The sequence below is a fragment of the Marinovum sp. 2_MG-2023 genome, from assembly GCF_030548265.1.
GTDB lineage: Bacteria > Pseudomonadota > Alphaproteobacteria > Rhodobacterales > Rhodobacteraceae > Marinovum.
In genome coordinates this window covers 1-14,809 of sequence record NZ_JAUOSD010000028.1, presented here as the reverse complement: position 1 = coordinate 14,809, position 14,809 = coordinate 1, and the positions used below count along the sequence as shown (strand labels likewise).

At 56.5% G+C, this 14,809-nt stretch carries 9 protein-coding genes and 1 tRNA gene; 5 read left to right on the top strand and 5 right to left on the bottom strand.

Annotated elements, in window-relative coordinates; genetic code table 11:
• The first annotated feature begins 530 nt into the window (after positions 1-530).
• The 3 genes from Q4577_RS20630 to Q4577_RS20620 all read left to right on the top strand — a co-directional run bounded on the left by Q4577_RS20630 (position 531) and on the right by Q4577_RS20620 (position 5,182).
• The gene (locus Q4577_RS20630; RefSeq protein WP_303472458.1) at positions 531-1,109 is read left to right on the top strand and encodes a hypothetical protein; all 579 of its coding nucleotides are present in this window, start codon (positions 531-533) and stop codon (positions 1,107-1,109) included.
• A 241-nt stretch (positions 1,110-1,350) separates the two neighbouring features.
• Complete coding sequence (locus Q4577_RS20625; RefSeq protein WP_303472456.1) at positions 1,351-3,420, top strand: ATP-dependent endonuclease; 2,070 nt, start codon at positions 1,351-1,353, stop codon at positions 3,418-3,420.
• On the top strand, positions 3,413-5,182 hold the full coding sequence (locus Q4577_RS20620) for a UvrD-helicase domain-containing protein (RefSeq protein ID WP_303472454.1): 1,770 nt from the start codon (positions 3,413-3,415) through the stop codon (positions 5,180-5,182). Before Q4577_RS20625 ends, Q4577_RS20620 begins: the two co-directional genes overlap by 8 nt.
• Positions 5,183-5,308: 126 nt before the next feature.
• On the opposite strand, the gene Q4577_RS20615 is transcribed toward Q4577_RS20620, so the two are convergent.
• Complete coding sequence (locus Q4577_RS20615; protein WP_303472451.1) at positions 5,309-6,040, bottom strand: hypothetical protein; 732 nt, start codon at positions 6,038-6,040, stop codon at positions 5,309-5,311.
• A gap of 294 nt (positions 6,041-6,334) precedes the next feature.
• On the opposite strand from Q4577_RS20615, the gene Q4577_RS20610 reads away from it, so the two are divergent.
• Positions 6,335-7,402, top strand: a complete 1,068-nt coding sequence (locus tag Q4577_RS20610) for an IS110 family transposase (protein ID WP_303472449.1) — start codon at positions 6,335-6,337, stop codon at positions 7,400-7,402.
• A gap of 331 nt (positions 7,403-7,733) precedes the next feature.
• Here the strand turns inward: Q4577_RS20610 and Q4577_RS20605 are convergent, their stop codons facing one another.
• The 3 genes from Q4577_RS20605 to Q4577_RS20595 form a co-directional block, all read right to left on the bottom strand.
• A complete protein-coding gene (locus Q4577_RS20605) occupies positions 7,734-8,195 on the bottom strand; it encodes a hypothetical protein (protein WP_303472447.1) in 462 nt (153 codons plus the stop codon).
• A 259-nt stretch (positions 8,196-8,454) separates the two neighbouring features.
• Positions 8,455-10,125 carry a hypothetical protein gene (locus Q4577_RS20600; protein WP_303472445.1) on the bottom strand — a complete coding sequence of 557 codons (1,671 nt, stop codon included), beginning with the start codon at positions 10,123-10,125 and terminating at the stop codon, positions 8,455-8,457.
• A complete protein-coding gene (locus tag Q4577_RS20595; protein WP_303472443.1) occupies positions 10,115-11,947 on the bottom strand; it encodes a hypothetical protein in 1,833 nt (610 codons plus the stop codon). Before Q4577_RS20595 ends, Q4577_RS20600 begins: the two co-directional genes overlap by 11 nt.
• Before the next feature lie 941 nt (positions 11,948-12,888).
• Between Q4577_RS20595 and Q4577_RS20590 the strand changes: the two genes are divergently transcribed.
• A tRNA-Ser gene (locus tag Q4577_RS20590) sits at positions 12,889-12,978 on the top strand.
• Between the two features lie 156 nt (positions 12,979-13,134).
• On the opposite strand, the gene Q4577_RS20585 is transcribed toward Q4577_RS20590, so the two are convergent.
• Positions 13,135-14,112: a tyrosine-type recombinase/integrase gene (locus tag Q4577_RS20585; RefSeq protein ID WP_303472441.1), complete on the bottom strand. Its 978-nt coding sequence runs from the start codon at positions 14,110-14,112 to the stop codon at positions 13,135-13,137.
• Between the last annotated feature and the right edge of the window lie 697 nt (positions 14,113-14,809).

Here is a 14,809-nt window from a genome sequence, read left to right as displayed (position 1 = left end):
CGGCGAGTTCGCAGGTGCGCCTACACTGGCCGGCAAGTTCTCCAAGCCGGGTCATCGATTGGCTTATCAATCTCAGAGCGACAAGGCACGAGGACCGCTCTTACAAGGCGTCGCTCCTGTTAGGCCAGTTTCCGAACGAGGCTGAAATTTCCGCGCCGGAATCGCCAGCGCAGTGTTGAAGTCGCGATAGCGCATGGTCCTTCTGATGACTTCCGCCCGCGCGACGTTCGCGAACGACCAAAGCGACCGATCGCAGCACCGGATCAACACGAGTTGCACAGGCCAAGCTCGCTTCGCTACGGCGCAAGGCTGCCTTGCGACGCAGCTGTGCGAGCAGGTTGGCCGACCGCAGAAAATTTCCGCTCAACGGGCAAGACAACCAGCCTTGTCCTTCATGTCACTCGGGCGGACTGCCGACTTTCGCTGCGTCCCTCATGAATGACCAGCATGCGCCAATAAGCGCTTGTTCAGGCATGGACATACTGCACGCGCCACGGCAATCTTTGTGGTGGCGCGAATGGGGGGAGAGAATGGGTGAGGCTAAGCGGAAAGCGGCAGATCTTCAGAAATGGCTCGATGCGCTGACGGCGGAAGAGCGTGTCGTTTGCGACGCCTCCCGGGCCCTCTTTGATCGCTTCATCCATCCGGAACAAGTCAGCGGTGTGTTCTACCACTCGGCCTTTTTCCTCCATGAATACATCAAGAACAATCATGGAATTATCGTTGAAACGGTGGTTGGCTATGACATCGACGGCAACGATGAGGTGCTAATGTCACATGCTTGGTTCGAGCTAAGCGGTAAAAAGACCGATGTTAGCCTCGCTTCTACCGCCCGGCCGGAGATCAACACACCCGGCCAGTTGATCTATCTTGATCGCGCCTTCGGTAGGGGCCAAGTCTACAGCTACCATCAAGAAATGTCCGAGACAGGTAGTGCGGCACTTGAGAAGTTCCGCACTACCGGTAATGCTGCCATGAATAACTATAAGGAAAGAGAGCACACTCGGATGATCGCGATGGCTGCGGATCGCAGTGGGATTCGAGCCTATTTGGATTCCGCACCCAAAGGCATGACTTATGAGGAGATAGTTACAAGAATCAGTGATTGATGCACTGAGCCAGGGGATTGAGCCGCACTGGATTTGTCTGAGGCTAATCTCGGCCTGAGCCCACAATGAAGACAGTTTTATTCTGCGGTTCTACGTGTATTGGAACAGTCGCTCGACCGATGTCGAAGTAAATATCCCGCCACTCCGATATTGCTGACATTTAATAAATTGCACGTAGCGATTTGGGTCACTCGACGGGAATTTGGGTCACTTTTTAATCAATTAGGAACAGGGGACACGGGTGAAGATCAAGGAAGTTCAGATCGAGAATTTTCGACTCTTGCGCGATGTCGCGATAGGGTTTGAAAATCGCACCACATTGATTGTCGGCCGGAATAACAGTGGCAAGACGTCGATTGCGGAACTGTTTAGGAGGCTCCTCGGCGATAGGTTGCCAGCGTTTAGGATCGAGGATTTTTCCTTGGGATGTCACGAGTGCTTCTGGACTGCATTTGAAGCAAGCAACGCGGGGACGCCGGCGTCCGACGTCATCGCACTTCTGCCATCCATTAAGATCACCTTCGACATCACCTACGATATTGATGCCCCTGACCTCGGCCCCTTGAGCGAATGCATCGTCGATCTCGACCCAGATTGCAGTGACGCAAGACTTGTTCTTAGCTATAGCCCCAAGCCAACCGCGCCTGGAGCGCTTTTCGCTGATCTCCTTGTTGGCGATGAAGACGCGATCAACCGCCGGAACCTGTTCCGGGCGTTGGGCAACCGCATACAAGGCGCCTACGCGGCATCTCTGGAGGCAGTTGATCCAAATGATCCGACCAATCGAAAATCTCTGGAGCCGAAAACGCTTACAACATTGATCCGGGGCAGCTTCATCAATGCACAGCGAGGCTTGGACGACGACACGCATCGCGAGCGGGACGTTCTGGGGAAGATCATAGAGGTGCTCTTTCAGTCGGCGCTGACCGATCCCATCGATCCAGAGAAGCGAACAACAGCTGAGCAGCTGAACGACGCCGTGGAGCAAATCCAAAGCGACCTACATACCGGCTTCAACACCAAGCTCACCTCGCTCCTGCCGACGTTTGACCTGTTCGGATATCCCGGCCTCTCAGATCCGGGCCTCGTTACCGAGACCAGCTTCGACGTCGAAAAGCTGCTGAGCGATCACACCAAGGTTCGCTATGTCGGCGTCAATGGCATGACCTTGCCCGAAACCTACAATGGTCTCGGTGTGCGTAACCTTGTCTATATGCTGCTCCAGTTGTTGCGCTTTTTCCGCGAATATCAGGCCGAGCAGCCCGCGGCTGGGGTGCATCTAATCTTCATCGAAGAGCCGGAGGCGCATCTGCATCCCCAGATGCAGGAAGTATTCATCCGGCAGCTCGATCAGATCACTAACGCTTTCGTCGCCCAACTCAATGAGAACCGGCCGTGGCCGGTCCAGTTTGTCGTCACCACCCACTCTCCCCACATGGCGAACGAAGCGCGGTTCGAGGCCATGCGCTATTTCTTCTCGGTGCCAGATGGCGAGGGCATGCGGCGTTCACTCGTGAAGGATCTGCGCAAGGGTATGGGTAGCGCCCCGGAGCCCGATCGCGAGTTCCTGCATCAGTATCTAACCTTGACCCGTTGCGATCTGTTCTTCGCCGACAAGGCGGTCCTAATCGAGGGGACGGCGGAGCGCATTCTGCTTCCGGCCATGATCCGTAAGACCGATAGCGCAGCCGCTGGCCAACCGCAGCTCGGCAGACAGTATCTCACCGTGATGGAGGTTGGCGGCGCCTATGCCCACCGCTTCTTCGATCTTCTTTCGTTTCTCGAATTGCGCACTCTCATCATCACCGACATCGACACAGTGAAGCCCAACGATGCCGGGAAGCGTGTTGCCGTGCCGGTCGCAGATGGTGTGTTTACCAGCAACGGATGCTTGAAAGCTTGGTTTGCGGACGATGTTTCGCCCGAGGTGCTGTTGGGAAAGAACGCAACTGATAAAATGATCGGCGTTCGCCGAGTCGCCTTCCAGATACCCGAAGCGGCCGAAGGACCGTGCGGCCGAAGCTTTGAGGACGCCTTCATTCTGGCCAATCCCGCGCGCTTCCCCCTGGAGGGCGACCGAGCGCTTGCCGCCTATACCCTGGCCGGAGATCAGAAGAAGTCTACCTTCGCCCTTCAGCACGCAATCGAGCATACGGACTGGAACGTCCCTCGATATATCGCAGAGGGGCTGCGATGGCTGGCGGAGGGCAATCCTGCACCGGTGACCCCAGCTCCGGCTGTCGCGGTTGAGATCGTGGCAGATGCCGCCGGCGTAGCAGTGAACTTGGCCGAGGATGGCGACAATGGCTGAGGAAGCGGAAAATCCCGCAGATGCCGCCGGACGCGTCGCCCTTGAGCGACTGTTCGCTTGTCTCGACGAGGGACACAGCTTTCGTCTGGAGGCAGGTGCTGGCGCTGGAAAGACCTACTCGCTCGACAAGGCACTTCGTCGCCTGATCGACCGCCGGGGCGCTGAGCTTCTTCGTCGCGGCCAGCAAGTCGGCTGCATCACTTACACCAACGTCGCCAAGGACGAGATTATCTCCCGCATCCAAGCTCATCCGGCCGTGCGTCCCGAGACGATCCACGGCTTTTGTTGGTCCGTCCTACAAGATTTCCAATCCGCGCTCCGCACGCTTGTGCCCGCTCTTGACGGCTGGGCCGAACGCCTCGAACCTGTTGGAGGCATTGGAGCGCGCCGGGTCCACTACGAACTGGGATATCCCAGCGTCAACGACCAGCAGGTAACACTTCGGCATGATGACGTTTTGGAGCTGATGAAGCGTGCCCTTGCCTATCCGAAGTTCCGATCGATTTTGACGGCTCGGTATCCCATTCTGCTCATCGACGAATACCAAGACACTAACGCCGGTTTCGTCGATGCGATCAAAGCACGGTTTCTGGACATGGGTCGAGGTCCTAAACTCGGCCTGTTCGGCGATCACTGGCAAAAGATCTATGGCGAGGGATGCGGCTTGGTCGAGCACGCAGCGCTGGAAGTGATCGACAAAAACGCTAATTTCCGATCCGCCGATGCGATCGTTCAGGTTCTAAATCGAATGCGGCCAGCGTTGCCGCAAATGGTGCGTGACCCTGCCGTGCAGGGTGAGGCGCGCGTGTTTCATACCAATCTCTGGCCTGGTGTCAGGCGAACCGGACAGGGCGGCGGTCATTGGACCGGTGATACAAGCCCCGAGGCAGCGAAGGCCTATTTCGCCCATATCAGAAATCGACTTGCGGCCGAGGGCTGGGACTTCGCGGTCGGGAAAACCAAAATTCTCATGCTCAGCCACAGTGTCCTTGCGCGCGAGCAGGGATATGCGAGCATTCCGCCGATCTACGGCCAATTCAACGATCCTTGGCTGAAAAAGGACGATCCTCACATTAAATTTCTGACTGATCAGCTGGAGCCGGCCTGCGCTGCCTACGAGGCAAAGCGTTACGGTGAAATGTTCGGATACCTCGGAACCGAAAAGCCCAAAGTCCAAAAGCACGCGGACAAGGTGGCATGGTCGGATACCATGAATGCACTGATCGCGCTGCGAGCATCGGGAACGATCGGCGAGGTTGTAGACTTCATTGGGGGTCAGCCGCACATGCGTCTACCAGAGCCTGTTGTAAAAGCCGAACAACAACTGGCCGACGCGGGGCCCGAACCAATCGAAGGGGAAGCCCGCCGCGTCAACCAATTGCGGAAATTGCGTGCGGTCTCCTACACCGAGTTAATTGCCCTTGATCAGTTCATTGATGGACATACTCCTTTTGCCACGAAGCACAGCGTGAAGGGCGCAGAGTTCGAGAACGTGCTGGTGGTCGTCGGTCGCGGATGGAACAAATATAATTTTGCTCAGATGCTCGAATGGATCGAACCTGGTCCGCCCGCCGCCAAAATCGAGTTCTTCGAAAACAATCGCAATCTGTTCTACGTGGCCTGTTCACGGCCCAAGGTTCGCCTTGCAATCATGTTTACGCAAGTGCTCAGTGAAAATGCGATGATGCGGCTCACAGCCTGGTTCGGTGCTGACAACATTGTCGCCTTGCCCGCTGACCCGGAGGCGGCCGTGCAAGCTTAAAGGTCTTTACTGGGCTGGGACCGGTCATGCGTCGCGCCAGGCTCGAATGTCTACAAGGTGCCGAACCAAGCGCGACCAGCGCTTGTCATGAGCAGCGGCCCGGGCCGTTCGACAACGGTCAATGTATCAGGCGTTCCTGATTGTAGCCGCGAGATCTTTATAACCACGCCCCTCTAACTCCATCGCGACAGACATGAGCAACTCGGCATCGCCGGACCGTTTGATTATACCGAGGATGATTTGCAGAGCGCCGCTGGCCGACAACTCGTCTGATATCTGAAGCCGTTCCAACTCATCAGCGATTTCTACGGCGCGTTTTACTTCCGGAACTCTTTCCTGAAAAATGGGCGAACCGTCGAGCGCACTTGCCTCCTTCGCATCCTGCTCGCTCTTCCGGATTGCCACAGCTTCCGAAGGCGTAACTTCAACTTCAAGGCAGCTCCCGTCGGCTTCGACCTGCCGGAGCCGCACGCTGCAATTTGCATCTACCGCAAGCTTCAAAATTTTTTCTATGGATCGAGTTGGGGATTTTGCTTGAGGTTGTTCGACTGCCGCTTGATCATTCTTCTTCGCTTTTAGCAATCCGGTAAGAGTTTTGCCAAATTCAATTAATGCTTTAGCTCCCTTCGCAACTTCGACAGCACTCTTGGTATAAGGTAATGCCGCTTGAGCCATGTCCAACAGGGTGATCAAGATTGATCCATCTTCGACCCGCGCGACTACAAGTGTTCTGGCTCGGTTTTGTTTGCGATAATCTCTTGCAAGAGAGGCAAGCAACTCGCTCAACGCAAGTGCCGGAACTGGCTGCTCATTTTCGATGACGAGAACAAGTTTGGCCACTTCTTCCTGCAACGTCATTTTGGAACCCTCGTATTGAAACTGAACCGGCCGGAGCTTTCCTTAGTTCGAACTTGGGCACAATCCCTATTAGGGTTGGACGCGCCGAACTTGCTTGACCTGATGTCCGAGGACCGCGAATTGCGTGAACCAGCGGCCCCAAGCCGCCTTCCCGCAGGCGACCGTAGCCTTTCGGAGTGCTGCGATGCAGCGTCGTGAGCGATGGTGAAAGGCAGGTAATGGGATGTGTCGGCTGCTTCCCCACCGTTGGGTTATCCTGAAGAGGGATCAACCGTGCATCAAGGAGAAGTAGCCATGTGTGCAAAGAAGTCAGGAAGCTTCGAAGACCTTGCCGTCGTCGGTGTCGATATCGGCAAGGACACGTTTCATCTGGTCGGGTTCGACCGCGTCGGCCAACTGGTCATGCGCAAGCAGATCAAGCGCTTGGCTCTGAACGCCACCTTTGAGCAACTCCCACGCTGCATCGTGGGAATGGAGGCTTGCCTCAGCGCCCATTTTGTCAGCCGAACGCTGCGGGGCATGGGGTTCGAGCCGCGGATCATACCGACGATTTACGTGAAGCCGTTCAACAAGGGCCAGAAGAACGATTACAACGACGCCGAGGCGATCGCCGAAGCCGCGTTGCGGCCTAACCTTCGGACCGTTTCAGAGAAGGACCAGGATCAGCTCGACCTTCAGGCCCTGCACCGGGTCCGGGCACGGCTGGTATCGCGGCGCACGGCCACCATCAACCAGATCCGGGCCTTCCTGATCGAGCAGGGCATCACCGTCAGGTCGGGGCTGCGGGCGCTGAAGAATTCCTTCGAAACGATCCTCGAACAGCGGCGGGATGAGATCTCACCTCGAATGCGTGGCATCCTGATCGGGCTTTATGGCGACTGGCTCTGGCTGGACAAACGGATCGGGGACGTCTCCGGCGAGATCGAAGAGATCAGCCGCACCGAAGAGAACTGCGCCAACATCATGACGATACCCGGCATCGGGCCAATGATCTCGACGGCGATGGTCGCAGCCGTCGGCAAAGGTGAGGCGTTCGACAGGGGGCGCGATTTTTCAGCCTGGGTTGGTCTGGTGCCCCGACAATTCAGCACCGGCGGGCGAACGATCCTCGGCCGGATCACCAAACGCGGCAGTCGCTACCTTAGGATGTTGTTCGTGCAGGCCGCGAAAGTGATCATGATGCGGCCACACCGATGGTCCGACTTCAGTTTCGGCCCGTGGTTGACCGAGGCGGTCGCCCGTATGCCACGAAACAAGGCGGCCATTGCGCTTGCCAACAAACTCGCTCGAACCGCCTGGAGCCTTCTGCGGCACGGCACCCGGTTCGACGCGCCAAAAGACGCGGCCATGGAAGCGATCTGACGCCTTCCACGGTCACGAAGGAGTTCGCGATAGAGAGGACAGCATGGAACGGAGAAAATACGCCCCCAGAGTCTGACGGCCCAAATGGTCGTAATGGACCTTGCCGGTAATGAGACCACGGAGCGTGCGTAACCCCATCAAGGCCACGGCCCGCGAGCCGATCAACAGGCCGGATACATATGAGCGATTTCCGAAGTCGTGCCGAATTCTCGATTGCGAACAGCAGCCGACACATACATTTGGGCCGTTCGCGACGGCCCGTCGGTCAGGACGAGAAGTCGTCATTCGCTGATTCCGCTCTTTTCGGCGCTAATTTTGACGCGAGGGCGGCTTATTCAACCGACACCGGCTTCTGATCAAGAACTTGCTCGACACGCTCAACGGCAGCGCGGCGGCCACCTTGCAAGACCTCGAAGCAGCCGGTGAGATCGATGATCCGCATCAGTTGTATTGATGTTAGTTCGACCCCAAGATAGAGCGCTCCCGTGCCGACAGCCCACGTTGCGTCGATGACACGTCCGGATTTGGGGCAGAGGTTCCAAGCATGATAGAATGGCAGCGCGCCCAGCTTGCAGTCCCAACCGTACCCTTCACAGTATGGTAGCCCATGACGAAGGCTCAGTTCCCAAGCGTTTCGAAAGCACCGGCCGCTGGGTCCTTTTTTGATGTTTTCAGGCAGATCATTGCCTTCCCAACGCCTGCCGTTTTTGCGTAGAAAATCTGCGAGAGGCAGAGCTCCGTAGGGACCGGCCATCGTATCGTCGATTAAGTCACGTCGTGTGTTTGCAGTCATGCGGTGTCTCCAGTTTGGTGCTTAGGAGATTGGTCTCGTCCGATCAGATCAAAAATGAAGATGGGCACAGCAGGTCGTCTTCTTGGCCGTTGCGATTAGGTTAAGCTGAAGAACGCTTGGTGGCGGAGATGCTCACGCCAGCCCGGCAAAACGGGCGCTACAAGTACTGGGCCAGCGGCAGTCGGGCGCTGCTATCTAATCGGTGGCCAACGCCTTCGAGCGCCGGGAGATGATTTTCATCACCAGGCGACTTTTGCCTTCAGAAAAGCATTTTCAACTCTGTATCGATAGGGGGGAAGTGCTTTTCAATGATTTCATTCGAGAACCCCGAAAGCAGGAGGCCGTTCGCTTCGAGAAGCAATGCGTCGTGCATGGCCCTCCCTTGATAGAACTTTGCGGTTCTCAGGTCCCGCTGAGCACACAGCGAAAGCGCCATCTCGACGCCTTCTCTCCCTATCCTTCCGAGTTCCGTATGGACAACGCTGCGGGCAATATGTGGACCACATTTGATGTGACGTTGCCAGAGATTCGCCACTCGTCGGTTTGACATATGTCGGCCATTCGCATGTGCAAACAGAACCTTTTTCGAGTGAAGCGCCACCTTTCGTTTCTTGTCGAGAAATGTTTCATCGCATCCACGCAATAGCAGTGCGTCGAGAAATGGCGTGACGAAGTCACAGATTTCACCGTGGAATTCCGTGCCACACTTACTGGTGCGCACGTCGAGCCGATACCGCTGCCCAGTATGGGTCACATGAACGCCCCAGAGCAGATTAGTATCTTTGACACGCAGCGGGATCAGCGAAAAAAGCGCAATCGTGGCGGCCGCGTTCAGCTTCGCCACGCGGAGTTCGAGTGATCGCTCGGATCGCGAGGCGGCGAGCAAGTCAATCGCGCGCCCGAGAACACCCTCTAACGAGCCCAGCTCGTCCAGCCTGGCAAACTTCTTGGGGATATCGGCCTGTTTCTTGAAGAAGAAGTCCCGCTCGATATTGCGCAGATCAGCAATGACCCCTCCATCAAGGCCAAGCACCGCCGCAAACCGTCTGAGGGCAGAAATATTGATCTCGATCGTCGCATTTGTCGCTTCGCGTCGCTTGAGCTCGTTCACAAGTGCTAAGGCCGTTCCTCTGTTGATCTCGCATGGCAGCTCGAGGTCCTTACAACAGAAACATAGCGTCCGCAGTGCGACCTCGACGGTAGGCAGAAAACCCGACGAGAGCGGTTTGCCTTCGCCGCCGCCGGCTTCCACATCAGCGAGAATATTCTGCCACTCCGTCGGCAAGGCGTACCTGCTCACCGACTTCTTGAGCCGCCAACTGGAACGCACTTTTCTCCCGGACCCGAACCTTTTTGCTCGTATGGCCGAAATCGCCAGGTCGAGTTCTTCCGCCACCCACGGAATTTGCGGGACCTCCAGCTTGTGGAACGTCGCCTTGAGAGCTGTCAGCGGGACTTCTGAAGCCCACTTTTCGGCAAACTCGATGTAGTCCTGCGACTTGGGCAAACGGATATCGCGTTCGTGAAGATACTTCAGCCACTCGTCAAGGCGGCTGACCTCATGGATGTGGAGCTTGTCCATCCTGCTCTGCGGCAGGAACGGCCCCCACCACTCTGCGCGCACGATCTCGCTCCTCATTCGGACGCCATCGATGCGTCGCCTGTGATCGACCACGGCCGCATGCAACTCCACTCGCAAACATCCCCGATCTGGAAACACACGGAGAAGAGATTTCTGGAGGTCGGCCAAGACGCCGCGGGTCGCAACGTCCGCGGCGAAATCCAGGAAGACAAAGCGATCGACATGGGGGACATCGCGATCCTTCAACCAGCGCTGAAAGCGCTGGATCCGAAGGGTGTGTTTGCCACGCGGTCGGTCCTCCGGTTCGATCCTGAGGAGATCGCACGACGAGATCGAGTCATGCTGCATTGGGAAATTCCTTCGTCAGTTCCCGCTGGCCGGCAAGCACCAATTTTTCCTGATCGATCCAGGTGTAGAAGTCTCGGCAGGCCGCTTCCGTGTCGCCGAGACGTGCGGCGACAAGCGACCAGTTTCCAGGGTTTTCAGCCACGAGGATCGAGGCTTGACCGTGACGGAACATGTGTGGGTTCAGGCCGGGAAACCCGCATTCGGATGCGCAGTCGGACCACCACGACTTGAAAGTTGCGTAAGGTAGAGGCCGCCCGAGGTGCCGGACTGCTGGAAAGAAATGATCGTTGTCCTGTTGGTCGCTAAAGAGCGGCCGGATGACCTCTTCATACCAGCGAAGCGTTTCCAGGCCGCGTAGCCGGCTTGTTGCCGATATTGTCGCAAAAAGCGGCTTTCGGTTCTTCACGAATGCAGGCGGAATCGCGATGCGCCCGTCGTCCGCCTTGCGATGTCCGAGGCGAAGCCAGGCGGCGTCGCCGCGGAAGGTCGTCATTAAGACACTCGAGACGCGTGCCGGAATTGCGTCGGTTTCCAGAGCCGCGAAGGCCGCACAAGTCCCGTGGCGACGCGCTTTCTCGAGGTGCCGCTCTGATTCTCGGCCTGTCGTCATCAGGGCAGCCTCCAGGTGCAGAATTGCCTTCTTTCTGAGCTGGATGTGAAGAGAAAGGAACCGAACCCGCGCGTTCATGTCGGTTACGACATTCCGACAGAAGGAGCGGAGGTGCGGGGACATCTCGGTCCGACTAACGCGACCGGCCTTCAGCCATGAATCCGTCTTCAAAATCATTCTGACGGAAGACGCATCTTCACCGTTGCGCTCCAGAAGCGGAATGAGACATTCGAAATAACCCCGAGCCGTGCGAGGTGCAATGGTGCCAGATCCACCGTTTTTGTGCAGGTCGCGAAGCAATTGAACAACGGCAACCAACACGCGCTCATCGAAGGCAGACGCGATGGTGTTCAGTCCAACGAGCTTCAAAGCGCCGGCGCGTTCCGCAGTCGTAAGAATCTTCTTGGCGGCGTTGTGGTAGGGCTTGGGTGAGACACCGCCCACAAATCCATTGTCTGTTATGGACCAGCGGCCCCGTGTTGCGAGGTGAACCCAAGTTTCCAACTCCTGCATCAGGGATCCCGGAATGGCGACTTTCTCGGCGCGTTCTGGGCGGACGAAGCCAATGGCCTGGGGTGGCAGGATGCGCTGTATCCGCAGATCTGTTAGGACTCGTGACTGTTCGATGAGACCGAGCGCATCTACGACAGCGTCCTTTGCCGCTTTCGTGGGGGCCTCTCGGTACAGGGACAAAGCGAGGTCCCGGTCGAGGTCGGTTACGCGAACATCCAGCTTTCTGGCGGTATCCGCGCAGCTTTGGACACAGATGAGCTGCTTCGGATGAACCTCGAACGGAGAGGGAAGGTCCTTCTCTGCGATTTCCCACAGCACAGCCAGAAGCGTGGCCCAATCGTCGCGCCGCGCCCTGCGCTCCTTCTGAGCCGCGATCGTGCCGGTCGCGCCATTGATCGCCGCCGAGACGTTGCGCTTCCAGCGCTTTGCAGCGCAGAAGGTCTTGCCCCAGGAGCGATCGTAGTCCTTGTTTTGAAAAATGCTCTGAAACTGCGCCGTGCAAGCCGGAATTCGGTCAGGCGCCCGACCAATCAGCCTTGCCGCTTTTCGGACGGCTTGCGCATAGGTTCGCCGAGCGGCAACCCCGAGAGGGCATTCGTCGCGTTCGAGCCACTCGAGCACATTCTGGAGGTTCTTCGCTCCGGATGTCGCTTTGTCGCCAAGGCCCTGGAAACTATCTTCAAAGGGATTGAAAGTCATGGGTGTCATTTCCTTGATTTGGCCGTTCATCGTTCAGATTGGCCGTTCTTCGTTGTGACGAAGCGGAAATTGACAGGCACCCTGCAAGAAAAGCCGGAACAATCTTGCCGGGTGTTTGTCATCTTTTCCGTTCTTCGTCGGGGGTGTCATTTAATCGTTCCCGGTGGCCGCGGATCGTGCAGCAGCCCAAGGATCAAATGAGTTGCAGACAGGTTTCTGCTGACGGGGCTTAGGGGTTTTCAGCGAGCACGGTGCTGTCGTCGCGGCGCGCTTATAGTGAGGAACCGGCAACCCTGCCTGCCAAGCGCGTAGCTGTGCCCTTCGCCAGAGCATCGGCTTTTTCCGGAGCGGGATCGGGTCTGGAAAACTCGCATCAGGCTTTGCCAAGCCGCGCCGCCGGGCGGATCGCGGCGACTCCCCCAAAATGCTCGCGACGTCGTCAGCCGCGCAGTGTGGCAGCTTCAGTTCGTCCCAGCGCGAACGTGGCGGTGGCGCAAGGCCCTCAGCCTTCCAAATGGAATGCCACGGGTAAAGGCCGCCGACATGACGAACGCCGACCGCTCGCGCGAGCTCCCGGGCAGCCCGGGGCGACGGCAGTCTCCAATACTTGGCAAGCTCTTCGGCGCTCGCCGAACCCGGGTCCTTGCTGTTGTTCTTCATGTCCGTGCCTCCTTCTGCGAAGGAGATCGGATCGCGCGCGACCGGGCGGAAACGGTCGCGACAGGTCCAAGGGCGCGTTCGGTCTGCGCGGCTTCACAAACCGCTTGACGCGTTCGAGGGCGCTTTCGCTGTAGGGGAAATTGACCAGATCTTGCCCAAACTCGGTGCCATTCCGTGCCTCTCGGTGCCACTTGAAGCGGTTTTTGACGGAAGGGATTTTTTTTGCAATGAGGGCAGTTTCGCCTTGTATTCCCTTTGTTTGCTTGGCTATACGCGTCGGTGGAGACGTGGCCGAGTGGTCGAAGGCGCTCCCCTGCTAAGGGAGTAGGCGGGAAACCGTCTCGAGGGTTCGAATCCCTTCGTCTCCGCCACCTTCATATTTTGTCCTTTATTCATAAGGGTTTATGGGGGATGATTGGCGAACCTGAGATTTTGGCTCGTCAAGTTTTGCCCCCCCTTTTGGATCCGGCCCAGCCTCGTGAAAGCTTCACCGGCAAGCGGAGGGCGACTTGCGTCCCTTGTATTAGTCACCTCAGCCGGAGTAGCGTGGCCAGTGACGGCCATGATCTCATGGGGGGGGGGGATGCGCCGACCCCAGCCAAACGTCTCGCAATGGCTTTTCTCAAGCCGTGGGGGGCGCATTTCGGGAGGTTGGCGGCGTCGCGCCAGCTTCGCATACTGTTTCCGAGTCCGTTGGCCGAACGATTTTTTCCAGCTTTTGTTTGAAGGAAAGTAAAATTTTTGATCGGACATGCGTCCAGCGCCGAACGCAGTACGGAATGCACAGGGATGTCGATGAGAACACCGCCGTTGTCTTCAGTTTTTTGACGCCGGTAACGTATGCGATCTCCGTCAACATTCTCCCAACCCAAGTTCACAGCGTCCGCACGCGCCGCGCCTGTATAGAGCATCAACGTCATGCTGATGTGGGCCGTCGATCCAACAGCGTGTACTGAATAGAATTTCTCAATCTCTTCTTCAGTCCACGTGTGAAAACCTGCAGGCCGAGTTTTTATAGGTTTGACATGCCGAACCGGATTATCAGCTCTCCACTCAAGGTCGATGGCTAAATCCATCAGTGCCTTAATCCTACCTCTCAGATTGTTGGCTGCACTGGGCGTATCATTCTGTGCGGCAAGGATTGCCTTTACATGCCGCCGGGCCATACTGACCGAGCTCTTAGTGCCATGCTCAACACGGAATCTTTCCAGAATACCCCGATATGTTGTCTTCGTACTGGACTTGAGGCCAAGGAATTCGGGAGACTTGTAGTATCTCGCGATCAAGTCGGAAATTGATTTCGGAACGGTTTTTTCCAATCCAGCTCCTGGTTTCAAGCGCACGCCGGCAACCGCATTTTCGTATCTTCTCAAAAATTCTTTAGAGCCGTATTCAGAACCAAGCTCCGCAGAAAAACCCCTCTTGCGAAACCGCCAGCGTTTTTTTCCGTGGCGATCAGAATACTCGGATACGCCGCAAAACTTCTTGTCTGCGCAACAACTCATGTGAGATTAAGTCCAATATCCCATTCGTTCGGCGCATCCTCGCTGCCGGGCTCCCCCAGAAAAACTCTAAGACCTCCGTCTTGGAGAATCTCGAACTTAGCGACTGAGTATCCGGAACTCTTGGCCGCTTTTAATGCTCTCTGTATTTCAGATTGGGTAACGATGGCTTTCCTGTTCGACATGTTTGACCTAACTTTAAGCGCGGCGGGACGTGTTGACCCAATAGGCAATCTATTGAGCCTCCGTGTGCCTACATGACAACACTGGAAAACTCTCGTAGCGCAGTCTTAATTACGGTCATTCGGACCGGACAAATCTTCATGATTTAGTCAAGATTAGGTGTCGATTTTTCGATGAGCCCACTTTTCAGCTATCAGAAATTTAGGTTGTCGATTTCTGGTTTCAGCCTCATCGAAGCGCGTTGTGTAAATAGATGTATGGTCATTTCAATTTTTGACGAAGTAAATTTTTTTGATTTTTTCATATGCACCTGCAGCTCATAGGTTGCCGAGTTTGTCGATCAAGAAATTCTGACGATTTCGTCGGCGTGGCTGCTCTCTCATTTTGCGATGGCTTAGCCAAGCACTCATCGCCGCAGCGCATTATGATGCCGTTGGCGTATTGACCTGCCCCCCGCGAAATCCCTCACCGTAATGTAGAGTCTGCGCCAACTCTGAAGGAGCAGACAGATGCGAAA